The 15128-nt window shown below is 64.1% G+C and carries 15 protein-coding genes; 11 read left to right on the top strand and 4 right to left on the bottom strand.

The features are described 5' to 3' along the window. Window positions 1–20: 20 nt before the first annotated feature. Window positions 21–2123 carry a hypothetical protein gene (locus F600_RS0106775; RefSeq protein ID WP_156024448.1) on the bottom strand — a complete coding sequence of 701 codons (2103 nt, stop codon included), beginning with the start codon at window positions 2121–2123 and terminating at the stop codon, window positions 21–23. Window positions 2124–2167: 44 nt separating this feature from the next. Next, complete coding sequence (locus F600_RS0106770) at window positions 2168–3616, bottom strand: DUF445 domain-containing protein (RefSeq protein ID WP_040630737.1); 1449 nt, start codon at window positions 3614–3616, stop codon at window positions 2168–2170. A gap of 118 nt (window positions 3617–3734) precedes the next feature. On the opposite strand from F600_RS0106770, the gene F600_RS0106765 reads away from it, so the two are divergent. Then, a complete protein-coding gene (locus F600_RS0106765) occupies window positions 3735–4394 on the top strand; it encodes a TetR/AcrR family transcriptional regulator (RefSeq protein WP_018159839.1) in 660 nt (219 codons plus the stop codon). Here the strand turns inward: F600_RS0106765 and F600_RS0106760 are convergent. After that, entirely contained in the window at window positions 4391–4924 is a 534-nt protein-coding gene (locus F600_RS0106760) for a DUF4334 domain-containing protein (protein WP_018159838.1), read from the bottom strand. The two genes, F600_RS0106765 and F600_RS0106760, sit on opposite strands and share 4 nt — an antisense overlap. 80 nt (window positions 4925–5004) lie before the next feature. Here F600_RS0106760 and F600_RS30155 point away from each other — a divergent pair, with 80 nt between their 5' ends. The 3 genes from F600_RS30155 to F600_RS0106745 are packed head-to-tail and all read left to right on the top strand — an operon-like array spanning window position 5005 to window position 8755. Next, window positions 5005–5649, top strand: coding sequence for a TetR/AcrR family transcriptional regulator (locus F600_RS30155; protein ID WP_018159837.1), 645 nt, complete (start codon window positions 5005–5007; stop codon window positions 5647–5649). Then, a complete protein-coding gene (locus F600_RS0106750) occupies window positions 5646–7097 on the top strand; it encodes a flavin-containing monooxygenase (RefSeq protein WP_018159836.1) in 1452 nt (483 codons plus the stop codon). The genes F600_RS30155 and F600_RS0106750 overlap by 4 nt, the downstream gene beginning before the upstream one ends. Next, window positions 7094–8755: a GMC oxidoreductase gene (locus F600_RS0106745; protein WP_018159835.1), complete on the top strand. Its 1662-nt coding sequence runs from the start codon at window positions 7094–7096 to the stop codon at window positions 8753–8755. The genes F600_RS0106750 and F600_RS0106745 overlap by 4 nt, the downstream gene beginning before the upstream one ends. 4 nt (window positions 8756–8759) lie before the next feature. Here the strand turns inward: F600_RS0106745 and F600_RS0106740 are convergent, their stop codons facing one another. Continuing rightward, window positions 8760–9338, bottom strand: a complete 579-nt coding sequence (locus F600_RS0106740; RefSeq protein ID WP_018159834.1) for a TetR/AcrR family transcriptional regulator — start codon at window positions 9336–9338, stop codon at window positions 8760–8762. A gap of 73 nt (window positions 9339–9411) precedes the next feature. On the opposite strand from F600_RS0106740, the gene F600_RS27230 reads away from it, so the two are divergent. From F600_RS27230 to F600_RS0106705, 7 genes are all read left to right on the top strand, one after another. Next, window positions 9412–10329: a patatin-like phospholipase family protein gene (locus F600_RS27230; RefSeq protein WP_018159833.1), complete on the top strand. Its 918-nt coding sequence runs from the start codon at window positions 9412–9414 to the stop codon at window positions 10327–10329. Then, the gene (locus tag F600_RS0106730) at window positions 10326–11201 is read left to right on the top strand and encodes an SDR family oxidoreductase (RefSeq protein ID WP_018159832.1); all 876 of its coding nucleotides are present in this window, start codon (window positions 10326–10328) and stop codon (window positions 11199–11201) included. Before F600_RS27230 ends, F600_RS0106730 begins: the two co-directional genes overlap by 4 nt. Window positions 11202–11208: 7 nt before the next feature. Then, the gene (locus F600_RS0106725) at window positions 11209–12681 is read left to right on the top strand and encodes a flavin-containing monooxygenase (RefSeq protein ID WP_018159831.1); all 1473 of its coding nucleotides are present in this window, start codon (window positions 11209–11211) and stop codon (window positions 12679–12681) included. Between the two features lie 9 nt (window positions 12682–12690). Continuing rightward, complete coding sequence (locus F600_RS0106720) at window positions 12691–13110, top strand: DUF5990 family protein (protein ID WP_018159830.1); 420 nt, start codon at window positions 12691–12693, stop codon at window positions 13108–13110. Between the two features lie 70 nt (window positions 13111–13180). Then, window positions 13181–14266 (top strand): oxygenase MpaB family protein, encoded by a 1086-nt coding sequence (locus tag F600_RS0106715; protein WP_018159829.1) that lies wholly within the window; start codon window positions 13181–13183, stop codon window positions 14264–14266. Between the two features lie 12 nt (window positions 14267–14278). Continuing rightward, on the top strand, window positions 14279–14491 hold the full coding sequence (locus tag F600_RS0106710) for a hypothetical protein (protein ID WP_018159828.1): 213 nt from the start codon (window positions 14279–14281) through the stop codon (window positions 14489–14491). A gap of 4 nt (window positions 14492–14495) precedes the next feature. After that, on the top strand, window positions 14496–15110 hold the full coding sequence (locus F600_RS0106705) for a TetR/AcrR family transcriptional regulator (protein ID WP_018159827.1): 615 nt from the start codon (window positions 14496–14498) through the stop codon (window positions 15108–15110). Window positions 15111–15128: the final 18 nt, after the last annotated feature.

Here is a 15128-nt window from a genome sequence, read left to right as displayed (position 1 = left end):
AGAAGGCGTGAGATCGCGACTTACGACGTGAGATTCCAGTGCACGGGTCGTTCCGGCTCGTAAGAGCACGAAATTCCGGTTTTGACAGAAAGTCGCAGGTGGCGACCGACGTCGGGCTGCGCGGCTTCGATCCGTTTGATGGCGTCCCGAATCCGGGCGGTCACGGCGGTGCGTGCCTTTTCACCGGCATCACCCTTCGGCCGCGCGCGACCACCGATCCCGAATGCTCCGGACAGTTCGCCGAGCAGCGCCTCCTGCTCGGCGGCGAGCGCCTTCGACGCGCGGGAATCTCCGCGATCATCGGCGTCGGCGAGCAGCGACGAAAGCTCGTTGAGCCGCTGTCGGTACGCGCGCTTCGCCTGTTCATCGAGGGCGGGTCCCAACCCGGACGTCGGCGCTGCCGTGCTGCCGATGAGGTCGACGGCCCGCACGGGCTCGTGGGGTCGGCGAAGCAGCGCGGCGATGTCGGACATGCCCTTGACGTGGCGGACCGGTGCGGCGACTCCGGAGAGGCCGACGTGCCAGATGTCGCCATCGCGCGTGAACGTTCCCGAGCCTTCGTTCGGGGCAGCGCTCTTCGTCGGTACGCCCAGGAGTGCCAGGGCACGGGCCGCGAGAACCGGTGCGCCCGCAGCCTGGTGTCGAGCGAGGGCTTCTTCGAGGTGTCGTTGAGCCGCGACCGGATCGCCCTTCGCCCGCGCCGCGAGTCCCAGGAACAAATGCGCACTGCCTCGAGCTGCCGCGAAGATCCCCTCGATGACCCATTGGTCGGCGTACGGCAGCAGTTGGTCGTACAGCCAACCGGACACCGCGTGTTGTCCCAGTCGTTCACACGTCTCGGCGACCTGCGCGAGCGACGGCAGCCACTCGGAGTCGAACGGCAACTCCGGAAGCCGCGGGGCGACGGCGTCGATCAGCGACCGGGCGCGATCGGTGTCTCCCACCTGAGCGTGCACATGCGCTCGCGCGACGAGCGCCCACAGCTCGCTGTATTCGGACATCGCACGCACGATGTCGCGCAGCGCGGATTCGTCCTCGCGAGTACTGAAGAGGCACCATTTCAGCGTCTCGGTGAGCATGTAGCAGTTGAAGCTGCCGGCCGATTCGCCGTGGCGGATGGCGCTGTCGAGCAGGTGGGCGCAGTCGTCGAGTCGGCCGTCGAGCAGCGCGCGACTTGCTCGCCACAACGGGACGTACCACGCGTAGATCGGCTCCGGCAGGGTCTGCACGAGCGCCGCGTAGTCGCGGACGTCGGCTTCGACCGCGGTGAAGTCGCCACTTTCGGCATGGGCGACGAGGCGCAGGCGACGGCCCAGCAGTTCGAGCCGAGCATCCGCGGCGCCGTGTGCGATGCCGACGATCTCGTTCGACATCTCCAGGCGCTCGGCGCGATGAGACGGCCCGGCCTGCGCGTCGCACAACGCAGCCAACGCATGGGCTCGAGTCACCGGATCAGGTGCATTCTCGAGCGCCGTCCGAGCGAGCCGCTCGCGTTCGTCCGGTGGTGCGATGTAGGTGAGTGCGATCGACTTTCGCGCCGTCAACGCTGCGGCCAGGCCGGCATCGCGGTCGCCGAGCGCCCGCAGCGCTTCATCGAGCAGGTCGAGCTGGGCTCGATCGACGAGTTGAACTTCGAATCCGACCGTTCCGGCGCCCAGGCCGAGAGCCGCGCGCGACAACGTGACGGCGTCGCCCGCGGCACGCGCCGGTTCGACCGCGGCCAGGAACGTCTCGCGGGCGCTGTTGAGGTCGCGTTCGCGGAGGAGGGCATCGCCCAACGCGACGAGGGCGCGTGCACGTTCGGCGACCGTGAGCGCCGGAGTGCCCGCATCAAGGTGCTGTTTGAGCACGTCGGCTGCGGTCTGCTGGGCCATGAGAATGCGCGTCGCGCCAGCGTGGACGGCTGCCCGCCGCGACGGCGGAACGCTCTTGAGTAGTTGGCGACGTGCGCCGTCACTGGTGAAACGCGCGTGCGTTCCGTCGACCTCGATGGCGTCGTGCGCGAGAGCCAGCTCGTCCAAGATGCTCAAGGTGTCGCGCCCGGTGAGTTCGGTCAGCAGGCGAGTATCGATGTCGTCGCCGAGGACGGCGGCGATCTCCACGGGCGACAAGGAGTCGAACACACGCACATTGTGGCCCGATCAGGCTCGCGGAGGTACCACCAGGGTCAGGTGCCGAACATCAGGAGGTGGAAGGCGCCGACGATGACACCGAGCAGACCACCGTGGAGGTACAACAGCCACGCGTCCTGCTCGATCGCCACGTAGAGCATCTCGACGAACTCTTCCGGCGGAAGTTCCTGCAACTTCTCCGTGCACAGGACCTTGATCTTCTCGGCGGTCTCGCGACTGAATTCGACATCGTCGACGAGCCACGGCTGCATTTCAATCGCGAGGGTGGCGCCGGCGGTCTCCAGTGTTGCCTGGAATTCCGCGCTACCCGATGCGAGCCGCGCGAGCGGGAGGATCGGGCCGAGCATTCGGTTGATCTCGGCCTTCAGGAAGGTCGCGATCACCTCACGCGTCTTGTCGCCGTTGGGGCCGTCGAAGAGTTCCTGCGCGATGATTTCGAGGGTGACGATCTGGTAGGCGATCGCGTGGCCGAGGCTCGCGGCGGCATCATGCTGACGCTTGGCGAACTTCGCGTGCTTCCACAGGTACTTGTAGCGGGGCTGCGGAGTCGACGGCTCGAACACGACCTTGATCGCGATGATGTTGACGACGACACCGACGAGGGCGGCGCCACCGAGCACCCAGATCCAGACCGGGATCCAGTGCAGCCCGGTGTCGAGCCAGCCCAGCCAACTCGGGAAAACGTCGAGGAAGACGGCACCGGGGTTCGCCTCGTGGGCCTCCTTGGCGTGCTCACCGGTGTAGTGAAGGAACGACAACCAGAGCGCGAGGATGACACCGAATGGAAAACCGAGCAGACCGATCCGCACCATGAACTTCAGTTCCGGGGCGCCGAGGTCGTAGATGATGTCCTTCATCAACTCGGGCCGTTTACGCAGGTAGCCCACAACGAGCAGCTTGATGTTGATGAGGCTGTTGAAGTTGCTCCCGATGAAGTCGAACGCCCGCCCGATGATCTTCGGGGACTCCTTCTGAATGCGGTTGATCAGCAGCTTCTTACCCTGGGGCGGCATGTCCTTCCAGAGCTGCGCGTTCTCCTGCCACATGATCTGGTCGACCATCGCCGGTAGCTGCGGCGTCGCAATTCGAGTGACCTGTGCCGCAATCGCCTGCGGGTTCATCTCCATGAAGAAGTCTTGGGCGGAACCGATTTTCGCCACCGCGTTGTCCGTGACGAGGGACGCCATCTTCTCCGCGCGGGCGGGAATGAAGCCCTGGAATCCGAGGATTCCGCCGGGTGCCCAGATCGGCAGGATCTGGATCTTGCGCGGCATGAACGGGAAGATCAGCTTCGCGCCCGGCATGTAGAAGCCGGTGAATCGGGCCGGTGCGAACAGCATGATGACGCCGGTCCAGTTGGTGATGAGACCGGCGAACGCCGAGAACAGCGGGATCGAGACGATGTCGACAATGAACTTCGACTGTCCCGTCATCTCCTCCCAGTCGAGCATGCCGAAAAAGCCGGCGGCCAGTACTGAGTTCACATCGCCTCCGAGGATTGCCACGTACGAACAGCGTTACTGAGAGTAACGGCTGGCGTAACCCGCCGCGTCGCGTACCTGGTTTTTCGTATGATCGCCCTCGAGCAGGCGAGGGGGACGAGTGGAAGAGCGGGACGCGCGATCCATGATCGTCGACGCGGCGATCCGCGCGATCGACCGGCTCGGCACGACAGTCAGCATGGACGACATCGCGCGCGAGGCGGAGACGAGCAAGCCACGGCTCTATCGGCACTTTGCGGACCGCAGTGATCTCGCCGTGGCCATTGCCCAGCAGTTGAGCGATGAGGTCTTCGACGCCGTCCAGCCCGATCTGAACTTCCTGTTGCGACCACCGCACGACATCATCCACCACGCGGTGTCGGGGTACGCCAACGTCGTCGCCGAGCATCCGAACGTCTTCCGCTTTCTGGCCACCGGCGGGATTCAGCGCGAGTCGGGCTTTCCGACGGGCATCCTGCGCGGGTTCGCCGAACGGTTGTACGAGTTGTTCGAGCCGCTGAGCCGGACCGCGGGAGTAGAAACGTCGGGCTTGGAAATGGCGATCAGCGGACTCCTCGGCGTTCCGCTGCTCGCGACGAATGCCTGGTTGCCGGCCGCCTCGACCGGAAAGGCTGCTGACCCGGCCGAGTTCATCGCCGTCGTCACGCCTCTCGTGTGGGGAGTGCTCGATGCGTACTTCCAGACCAAGGGCCTCGACATCGATGTCGACCAGCCGATCTTTATGACGCTCGCCGAGATCGCGAGCGCCAAGGCGCCTTAGTCGCGTTCGAGGATGAAGAAGTACGGCTTATCTGACCAACGCAGATCCATGACTCCCAAGAGAGTGTCGTCGTCCACCTGGCGGAAGATGTCGATGATGGGTAGCGCGTCGTAGACCATCGCCGCCGTCACGACGCCGCGGTGTTCGATGTTGCGCAGTCGCGCTGTGTACTTCTTGGTCGAGATCACCGGCTTCGCGAGGGCAATGAAATTGCCCATCTTGCGCACGACGTCAGGGTTGATCTTGTCGGCGAGATTCAACGGCATCTTTGACGGGTTGCCCGCGAACAGTTCGCCGCTCGGGGTCTGGAACAGCAGAGGGTGCACGTTCTCCGTGCTGTCGAACTGCTTGCCGTACCAGCGGGACGCGACCAGACGTCCGTCCATGGGATGTCCGGTCGCGAGCTCACGACCCTTCCATCGGCCGAGGATGTCTTCGGCGCGCACCGCCGGCAGCTTGTCGAACAGCGCCATCGCGGCTTCGGGGGAGCACGCTGGCTCGAGAGATGTGAGCTCGTTCCGGAACGTCATGGTCGCCTCTTTGAGAAATTGACAGAACTTCTTGTCAAAAAGACTAGATTCTGACAACGAACCCTGTCAATATCGATCGCATGGTGGCAACGAAGCGTAAGTACGGCGGCGTCAGTGCCGACGAACGTCGCGCTGAGCGCCGCGCGAAACTCATCGACGCGGGCTTCGCGGCGGTGGAGAAGGCCGGCCTCGCCGGCATGACGGTGACGCTCGTCTGTGTGAGCGCAGGTCTCACCGAGCGGTACTTCTACGAGAACTTCCGGAACCTCGACGAACTGCGTGCTGCTCTCTATGACCGGTTCATCGACGAGTTCCGAGCGACCGTGCTCACCACGATGGCGGCCGCTCCCGACGGCCTCTACTGGAAATGCCGGGCCGGTGGAGAGGCCCTGTTCGACGTCCTGGCGAACAACTCCGGGCTGTCGCGGCTCTACTTCGAAGTCAACGGAAGCCCGACCTTGCAGGGTCGACGAGACTCCGCCGTTCTCGAGTTCTCGGAACTCGTCGAACTCCAGCTTCGGACATTCGGTGGGTTTGACGGTCGTCCATACCAGCGGGAGCTGAAACTACTTTCTGTCACGCTCGTCGGCGGAATCGTCGAGTCATTCCGGCAATGGATTGCCGGGCACCTCGACGTCGAACCGGCCGAGCTCATCGACTACTCCGCGACGCTCTGCGTCGAGGCGGTACAAGCATTGCGTAACAAGAACGAGGGGAAATCATGACTACTCCGTCCGTCGCCGTCATCGGCGCTGGATTCGGCGGACTGGCTGCCGTGATCGAGCTCAAGAAGCTCGGCTATGACGACATTGTCGTGTTCGAAAAGGGCAACGATGTCGGTGGCGTGTGGCGCGAGAACACGTATCCAGGTGCTGCCTGTGACGTACCTTCGCCGTTCTACTCGTTCTCCTTTGAGCCGAATCCGCGCTGGCCTCGTCGCTTTTCGCAGCAGCCCGCGATCCTGCAGTACATGCGCGATGTCGCGGACAAGTACGACGTGCGCAGCCACATCCGGTTCAACACCGAAGTCGACGGTGCGGCCTACGTCGATGCGGACCGCAAGTGGGAGATCACGCTCAGTACAGGCGAGGTCGTTCGGGCCGACGTCCTGGTGAGCGCGGTCGGTCAGCTGTCGCGGCCGGCGTTCGCCCCTATCCCGGGCCGGGAGAAGTTCCAGGGTGTCGAGATGCATTCGGCGCTGTGGAAGCACGACGTCGACCTCACGGGCAAGCGCGTCGGTGTCATCGGAACCGGCGCCAGTGCGATCCAGTTCATTCCGGAGGTGCAGAAGGAAGCGGCCCACCTGACCGTGTTCCAGCGATCGGCGCCCTATGTCATCCCGCGGCCGGACACCGAGTTCTCGAACCTGCACCATCGCGTCTTCACGCTGCTGCCCGCGACTCAGCTCGTCGAGCGGGGAACGTGGTACGGCGTCGTCGAGGCGCTGAGCATCGCGTGGGTCTATTCGAAGCCGCTGGCCGCCGTGGTCAAGGCGTGGTCGAAGCGCCACATGAAGTCGCAGACGAAGGCGAAGCCGGGACTCTTTGACAAGGTGTGGCCCGACTATCCGATCGGCTGCAAGCGGATTCTGTTCAGCAGTGACTATCTGCCGGCGCTCGCGCAGCCGAACGTCGACCTCGTCACCGACCGCATTTCCGAGATCACCGAGAAGGGCATCCGGACGGCCGATGGCGTCGAGCACGAGTTCGATGTTCTCATCTGGGGCACCGGATTCAAGGCGACCGAGTTCCTGGCGCCGATGACGATCACGGGCGTCGGGGGACACAAGCTCGAGGATGCCTGGCAGTCGGGCGCGCACGCCTACTACGGCATGACGGTTCCGGACTTCCCGAACCTCGTCATCATGTACGGCCCGAACACCAACACCGGCGGTGGGTCGATCATCTACTTCCTCGAGGCGCAAGCCCATTACCTCGGGAAACTCGTCCAGAACATGGCCGAGCGCGGCGGACCGCTCGCGGTTCGCGCCGACGTGGAACGCAAGTTCGACGAGAAGATCCAGGGACTGCTCGGCGGCAGCGTCTGGAGTCAATGCACGTCCTGGTACCGGCAGTCCGATGGCCGGATCACTAACAACTGGCCGCTGCTCGGCTACGAGTACAAGGCCCAAGCCAAGTTCAACCCGGCAGATTATGAGGTGGTCAACTCATGACCGATTACGACTACGACGTCCTGGTCATCGGATCCGGCTTCGGAGGCAGCGTCACGGCGCTGCGCCTGACGGAGAAGGGCTACAAGGTCGGCGTCATCGAGTCCGGCCGGCGCTGGACCGCGGAGAACTTCCCGAAGACGAACTGGAACATCCGGAAGTCGATCTGGGCGCCGAAACTCGGCCTCACCGGCCCTCAGCGGATCAGCGTGCTGGGCAAGTGTGTCGTGTTCAGCGGTTCGGGGGTGGGCGGCGGCTCGATCATTTACGGCAACACGCTGTACGAGCCCCTTCCCGAGTTCTATCGGGATAAGGCGTGGGCGCACATCACTGACTGGCAGTCCGAACTCGCGCCGTTCTACGACCAGGCGAAGAGAATGCTCGGCGTCGAGACCAACCCACGCGTCGGGCCGGTCGACGAGATCCTCCTCCAGGTGGCGAAAGACCGCGGCGTCGCGGACACCTTCCACAAGACCAACGTCGGGGTGTTCTTCAACGAGGGCCTCGAGGGTGAAGAGGTCGCCGACCCCTACTTCGGTGGCGCGGGTCCGACGCGTTCGGGTTGCATCCACTGCTCGGAATGCTTCACCGGCTGCAAGCACAATGCGAAGAACGTCACCACGACGAACTACCTGTACCTCGCGGAGAGCAAGGGTGCCGAGGTCCACCCCCTGACCACGGTGACTTCGGTCAAGCCGGACGGACAGGGCGGATACTTCGTGGAAACCAAACGCGCGAACGGCAAGTTGCGTAAGCGCCGCAAGACGTTCACGGCGCAGCAGGTCGTGTTCTCGGCTGCCGCGCTGGGTACGCAGAAGTTGCTGCACAAGCTCAAGGACGACGGAACGCTCCCTGATCTGTCGCCTCGACTCGGTGAGCTCACGAGAAGCAACTCCGAAGCGATCATCGCCGTGTCGAGCAAGACCCGGAAGGACTTCGCCCAGGGCGTCGCGATCACCTCGTCGATCCATCCGGAGCCGACGACGCACGTCGAGGTGTGTACCTACGGCAAGGGACAGAACTCCTTGTTCCTGCAGACGGTCCCGTTGGTCGACGGTGGTTCGTTCCGGTTCACTCGGCTCTTGATGACGATTGCGCGGCATCCGATCACATTCGTGCGGACCCAGAACCCGAAGGGCGCCTCGGAGTCTTCAGTGATCCTGCTGGTCATGCAGTCGCTCGACAACTCGCTGACGTCGTTCCTCAAGCACGGACAGTTGAAGACCAAGCCCGGTACCGGTGAACCGAACCCGGACTGGCTTCCGATCGCGCACGACCTGGCGCGGGAGTATGCGGCCCAGTGCGATGGCATCACGCAGAACATCGCGACCGATGTCTTCAACATCCCGGCCACCGCCCACTACATCGGTGGGTGCACAATCGGTGATTCGGCGGAGACCGGCGTCGTCGATCCCTACCAGCGCGTCTATGGATACCCCGGCCTGCACGTCGTCGACGGCAGTGCGATCACCGCGAACCTGGGTGTGAACCCGTCGCTGACGATCACCGCGCAGGCGGAACGGGCGTTGGCGTTCTGGCCGAACAAGGGGGAGGCGGACCCACGTCCGGCGCTCGGTGAGGCCTACCAGCGGATCGCGCCGGTCAAACCGCTGAACCCCGTGGTTCCCGCGGGCGCACCGGGAGAACTGCGCCTGGTTTAGGCATTTACTGGTGCTTGCGCAGGATGATCTTCATCGTGTCGATCAACCCGTCGACTGGAATCGACGGGTTGATCGAGCGGAAGAGCCCGAGTCCGGTGCCGAGCGCCAAGAGTGTCAGAGCCGTTTCATGTCCGGGGAGTCGAGTGTCGACGCCGCTGGCGTCAATGCCGGCGGCCATGAGATTGACGATGCTGTCGAGCCGGTCGCCCAGCGCGTCCCGAACGTCCTCGTTCCTTCGGGTATTGCTCACGAACTCGACTTCGAGGCTCGTCCAGCCCGGGTCTCCGACGACGCGGCGGGCCCATTCGTCGAAGGCCTTCATCTGCAATTCCGCGCTGTCGAGCGCGATGATCGCCATGACTTCTTCGATGCGCTCCGCGCGGACTTCATCGAGGACGGCCGTGCACAGCTCGATTTTGTTCCGGAAGTTCGAGTAGACCGCACCCTTCGAATAGCCGGCGGCATCTGCGACCTTCTCCAGCGACGTCTGAACATAGCCATCGGCGAAGAACAACTCACGGGCGGTCGCGAGAAGTTGTTTTCTGGTCTGAGCCTGGCTTTCCGTTCGGCTGAGTCGGGCCACGGCTCGAATTCTAGAACCGTTGACATGCTCTGTGCATCGGAATACCGTCGGTATGCCAACAAGGGAGTTGTGAATGACCAAGCGTGGATTGGTACTCGGCTGCGGTGGAACCGTCGGCGGGGCGTGGCAGGTCGGCGCACTTTCGGCGGTCGAGGAGTTCCTCGATTGGGATGTCCGCACTGCGGACGTCATCATCGGGACGTCGGGGGGTTCGACAGCCGCGACGATGATCGGCGCCGGTGCACCGGTCTCGGAGATGGTTGACGCGCAGTTCGGACGCCCGTCCGCGCGAGAACCGATCCGCACGTTCTTCACCAAACCGCCGTCCACGATCCCGGCCATCCCCTTTGGGCTGCCTTCCTCAGTCGGACTTGCGCTCGGTGGCCTCCGCCGCCGGTCGCGCTTGGAAATCCTTGCGGGCCTTGCCCCGGCCGGGCGAAGCAACCCCGATTTCGTCGACATGCTGGTCGATGGCCTGGTCCCGGGCGGCGGCTGGGTCGATCACCCGGCGACCTGGATCGTGGCGGCCGACCTGGCCACCGGCAAACGGGTCGCGTTCGGCTCGCCGGGAGCACCGTCCGTAGATATGCGCGATGCGGTCCGCGCCTCGTGGGCGATTCCGGGCTGGTATCCGCCGGTGAAAATCGCTGGACGCCGCTACATCGACGGCGGCGCGGTGTCGACCGGATCGGCCGACCTTCTCGCTCATCTCGGACTCGATGAAGTCGTCATCGTGGCGCCGATGGCGTCCCAAGGCGGCGAGTTCGGCCACCGCGCCGAGAACCTCATCCGCACCGCGATGTCGCCGGTACTGCACCGTGAGGTCAAGCTGCTCGAGGCCTCCGGAACGCGCGTGATCCGAGTACATCCGACCGTCCCCGAACTCCGGACCATGGGTATGAACTACATGGACCCCCGGCGTCGACTTCCAGCCCTCGAAACCGCGTTGGCGAACGTCCCGAACACCCTCCGGAAGGAAGCCCTCCAGTGAATCTCCCCAGCATTCCCAAGCTTTCGACGAACTACCCGAAGTTTGGGCTTCGCGGTGCAGTCGTCGTCATCACCGGCGGCGCTCGGGGCATCGGCTACGCGACCGCTCAGGCGTTTGCCAAGCAGGGCGCGCGCGTCGTCATCGGTGATCTCGACGGCGACGCGGCGAAGGAAGCCGCTCGCAACCTCGGTGCGCTGTCGATGGGTCTGCCGCTTGATGTGACCGACAAGGACTCGTTCGCGGCCTTCGTTCAGAAGATCCTGCGGTCGGGTCCGGGTATCGACGTCCTGGTCAACAATGCCGGCATCATGCCGCTCGGTGGATTCCTCGACGAACCAGACGGCCTCAGTCGCGCCACCATGGACGTCAATGTGTTCGGCCTGATCAACGGCATGCGTCTCGTCCTGCCGCACATGGTCGAGCGGGGTCACGGCCACATCGTCAACGTAGCGTCGATGGCCGGCAAGCTCGCGGTGCCGGGCATGGCCGTCTACAACGCCAGCAAGTTCGCCGCGGTCGGGCTGACCGCCTCGGTGCGGCAGGAATTCGAGCCCGCCGGCGTCAGCGTCAGCGCGGTCCTGCCGAGTGCTGTCCGGACGCGGCTTTCGTCGGGTGTGCCACTCGGCCACGGCATGCCGACGGTCGACCCCGAAGACGTCGCGAAGGCGATCGTCGCCAGTGTCGACACACGCGCGGCGGAGATTCCGGTGCCCGGTTACCTCGCGGGCTGGGACCTGGTCAACGCCGTGACACCCGAACCGATCATGAAACTCGGTCGGCGAATCCTCGGTGACCGTCGCGCGCTCACCTCGATCGACCACGCCGTTCGCGGTGCCTACGACGCGGCGGTCAATTCGCAGACACGTCAGTGAGGCCGTGATGTACGAGGCAATCATCGTCGGCGCTGGATTTGGTGGCATGGGTGCTGCGATCGCGCTTAAGCGGATGAAGATCGACAACATCCTCATCCTCGAACGCGAGGACGGGCTGGGTGGCACCTGGCACGTCAACCGGTATCCCGGTCTCGCCGTCGACATTGCCTCCGTCACGTACTCGTATTCGTTCGAGCCGAATCCGTACTGGTCGCGTATGTACGCACCCGGCCCGGAGCTCAAGAAGTACGCCGAGCGCGTCGCCGCGAAATACGACCTGCGACGGCACATGCGCTTCAACACGGCGGTGGAGCAGGCGATCTGGGACGAGAAGGCTCAGGTGTGGAACGTTCACCTCGCGACTGGTGAGGTCCTCGTTGCGCGGTATCTGTTCACCGCGACCGGCTTCCTGTCGCAGCCGAAGGTGCCCGATATTCCGGGTATCGAGACCTTCGCCGGCAAGGTGATTCACTCCGCCAAGTGGGACGACACGTACGAACTTCGGGGTCGCAAAGCCGCGCTCATAGGCACCGGGGCAACCGCTGTGCAGTTGGTTCCCGAGGTCGCCAAATTGGTTTCGGAGCTGACGGTCTATCAGCGCACGCCGATCTGGGTCGTGCCGAAGGTCGATGGCCCGATCCCGAAGCCGGTGCAGTTCGCGTTCGCGCATGTGCCGTTCGCACAGAAGGCGGCCCGCCTCGCCAATTCGGCGTATCTCGAAGCATTGATGGTCGTCGGCGTCCTGCATTACAAGCAGGCGCGGGCAACGAACAAGGGTGCAGAACTTCTGGCGCGAGCGCACTTGCGCAATCAGGTGCCGGACCCAGAGCTGCGTCGCAAGCTGACGCCGCAGTACTCGTTCGGTTGCAAGCGGCCGACGTTCTCGAACGAGTACTACCCGACGTTCAGCAAGCGGCACGTCACGCTGGAAACAACCTCGATCGACCACATCGAGCCGGACGGGATCGTCACGGTCGACGGTCGCAAGTCTCAGATCGACACCCTCATCCTGTGCACGGGATTCGACCTGTGGGACGCGAACTTCCCGGCGTTCGAAATCGTCGGACGGCAGGGTCGCAACCTCGGAAAGTGGTGGCGGGAGAATCGTTTCCAGGCCTACGAGGGTGTGACGATCCCGTACTTCCCGAACTTCATCAGCCTCAACAGTCCGTATTCGTACAACGGGTTGTCCTACTTCTGGACGATCGAGATGCAGATGAAGCACATGGCCCGGTTGTTCGGGGCGATGCGCAAACGGCGGGTCAAGACGTTCGAGGTCAAGCAGCTGCCGAACGACGAGTTCCTCGACCGGATGACCGAAAAGCTCGACTCGTCAGTCTTCTACCGCGGAGATTGTTCCGGCGCGAACAGCTATTACTTCAACCAACACGGCGAGGCAGCGCTGCTGCGTCCGACGCCGACAGCATCGGGGCTGTGGGAAGCCGGGCGCTTCCCGATCGACGACTACGCCTACTCCTAAACTTCAGGCATGCGAATTCGGATCGAAGGGACGAACCTTCCCGGTCGCGCCTGCGGCCCCTATTCCGACATCCACGTCGGAATGCAGCGGAAGAGCCCCTCTGGGCAGGTCGACGGAGTCGTTGCCGCGGATGCCGAAGCGCCGGTCTGGATTCTCGATTGCACCGTCAAGGGATCTGACGTACTCGGTCCACACATCCAGGGTCGTCCTGGTGCACGGTTCATCTACCTGAACTGGATGGGCCGCGACGACTCGGGGAGTCATGCGATGTTTCGCCGCGCGAAACTCATGCTCGATGGCGTCCCCGCCGAAACGTGGACCGCGGCTCTCGAATCCGGGCAGCTCACGGGCAGTGTCCATCTCACGGACGGGCACGGAATGCCTCGTTGCGCAGCGGTCCGTCCGCCCGCGATCGAATGGTCCGTGTAATTGCCCATTGCCAAGAGCGGCGTCGCGATGCATGATTCCTACAACATGTAGGAAATCTCAGGAGGTTGCGGTGCCGGCTCAGAAGGCGACCCTGCGTGACTGGTTGTTCTTGCCCAAGGTCGAACCGGCGGAGGACTACGGGTTCTTCGGACCGGACTCGGTCGCGTGGAAGGTGTGGAGCTACCCAACGGGACTGACGATCGGCTTCCAGCGGGCGGTCGTCATCGAAGAACTCGACCCGGCCCTGGTGGCGTCCGTGAACGAGACGCAAGCGATCTTCGATCGGCCGCGCACGCGCTACGACCGAACCCTGCGCTACTTCGCGATGGTCATGTTCGGTGACTCGCGGTCGACGTCCAAAGCGGCCGACGTGCTCGTCAAGATCCACTCGAAGGGCGTCGGAGTCGACCCGGTGACGGGGAAGAACTACGACGCGAACGACCCGCACTCGCAGCTGTGGATTCACCTCACCGCCTGGCACTCGATCCTCATGGCGTACGAAAAGTACGGCCCGGGGCGGCTTTCCGACGACGAGGAAGCGCAGTACTGGGAAGAGTGCGCAATCGCCGCCGAACTGCAGACCTGCGACCCGGATGACGTGCCGCGAACCCGCGCGGGCATCGCGGAGTACTTCGAGCAGATGCGGCCGCAGCTCATCGGGTCCGACATCGCCAAGAACGCGATGAAGCATCTCCTGCGCGCGGACGTCATGCTGCCGCCGATCCCGCTGGTGCTGCGGCCGTTCATGTGGATCGTCACCGCGTTCCTGCGGCGTGGCACGCTCGCGACGATGCCGCGCTGGATGCGGCAGATGTCCGGGCTACCGACCGGTCGACTGCTCGACGCCCTGTGCGTCCCGTGGCTCAGCGCCGGCTTCACCCTGGTCAGCTTCAGTGTTCGGCTCCAGCTGATCTTGCTCCGGCTGATCTCGCCGATGACACTGCCGGTCGCGGCGCCCATGCTCATGGAGGTCGCGCCGCGGAACAAAGAAGTGCTGACTCCGCGGGAAGCGCAGGAGCGGTACGGCTACGCGCTACCGTCACAGGCGCATCTGGAACTGCGTGAACGTCAACGCAATCGGGTGTTCGGCGCGCATCAGGCGCCAAGCGACGAAGGCATCATCGAATCCCAGCCGATCCTCGGCGACATCGCCTGACAGGAGACAGAGTTGAAGAGGTTCCTCGACTATCGGATCAGCATCCGCCAGATCATGTACCTGGTCATTGCGATCGGCATCCCGTACTGCCTGATCGGACTGATCTGGCTGTTCACGCATGACAGCCACCTCGAGAATCTCCATGGCCTCGACTGGTTCTTCTCCGTCATCGGCGAGATCATCGCGTGGCCGCCCCTTGTCATCTCGGACATCACACTGCGGTGAAAAAATGGCAGAGGTGAAATCGCGCGCAGTCCATCTCGGTCCGGAGCGACGCCGGCCCCTGGTCCTCGACACCGCATTGGAGATCGCGTCCACCGAGGGCATCGCGAAGGTGACGATGGGGGCCATCGCCGAGCGCATGGGGGTGACGCGTCCGGTCGTCTACGACTGCTTCGCGAGTCGGGGAGAGGTGCTCGAGGCGCTGCTGGCGCGCGAGCGCGGCGAGCTCCTCGCCAATGTCTTCGGGATGCTTCCGCCACCGAAGTCCGGCAGTGTCGAGCAACTCTTCACCGACGGATTCCGGGCCCTGCTGACGGTCGTCGAGGCGCGGCCGGCATCGTGGCGCATCATCTTCGGCCTCGACTCCGATGCCGCACTCGCCGAGGCCATTTCGCGCGGTCGCCAGCAGATCTCCGCGCAGGTGGGTGCGGTCATGATGCCGTTGTTCAAGCGGTGGCAGGTGTCGAACCCGGACGAGACCGGCCCGGTGCTCGTCGAAGTCTTCCTCGGTATCTGCGAGACCGGGATCCGGCTGTTCCTCGCGGACGGGAGCGAATGGACGCCGGAAGGACTTGCCGAGGTGGTTGGCCCGGCGTCGTACCGCGCGCTTCGCGCGCGCTGACCGCAGCCGTCAGTGACA

The sequence above is a fragment of the Smaragdicoccus niigatensis DSM 44881 = NBRC 103563 genome, assembly GCF_000380645.1.
Taxonomy (GTDB): Bacteria; Actinomycetota; Actinomycetes; order Mycobacteriales; family Mycobacteriaceae; genus Smaragdicoccus; species Smaragdicoccus niigatensis.
Note: the sequence above shows the minus strand (reverse complement) of the source record. Positions and strands in the feature narration are given on the sequence as shown.

Excerpts from the sequence above, each read along its gene's own strand:
- F600_RS0106720 (WP_018159830.1), top strand. The coding sequence starts at position 12,691 with ATGCGAATTCGGATCGAAGGGACGAACCTTCCCGGTCGCGCCTGCGGC.
- F600_RS0106745 (WP_018159835.1), top strand. The coding sequence starts at position 7,094 with ATGACCGATTACGACTACGACGTCCTGGTCATCGGATCCGGCTTCGGA.
- F600_RS0106705 (WP_018159827.1), top strand. The coding sequence starts at position 14,496 with ATGGCAGAGGTGAAATCGCGCGCAGTCCATCTCGGTCCGGAGCGACGC.
- F600_RS0106725 (WP_018159831.1), top strand. The coding sequence starts at position 11,209 with ATGTACGAGGCAATCATCGTCGGCGCTGGATTTGGTGGCATGGGTGCT.
- F600_RS27230 (WP_018159833.1), top strand. The coding sequence starts at position 9,412 with ATGACCAAGCGTGGATTGGTACTCGGCTGCGGTGGAACCGTCGGCGGG.
- F600_RS30155 (WP_018159837.1), top strand. The coding sequence starts at position 5,005 with ATGGTGGCAACGAAGCGTAAGTACGGCGGCGTCAGTGCCGACGAACGT.
- F600_RS0106750 (WP_018159836.1), top strand. The coding sequence starts at position 5,646 with ATGACTACTCCGTCCGTCGCCGTCATCGGCGCTGGATTCGGCGGACTG.
- F600_RS0106760 (WP_018159838.1), bottom strand. The coding sequence starts at position 4,924 with ATGACGTTCCGGAACGAGCTCACATCTCTCGAGCCAGCGTGCTCCCCC.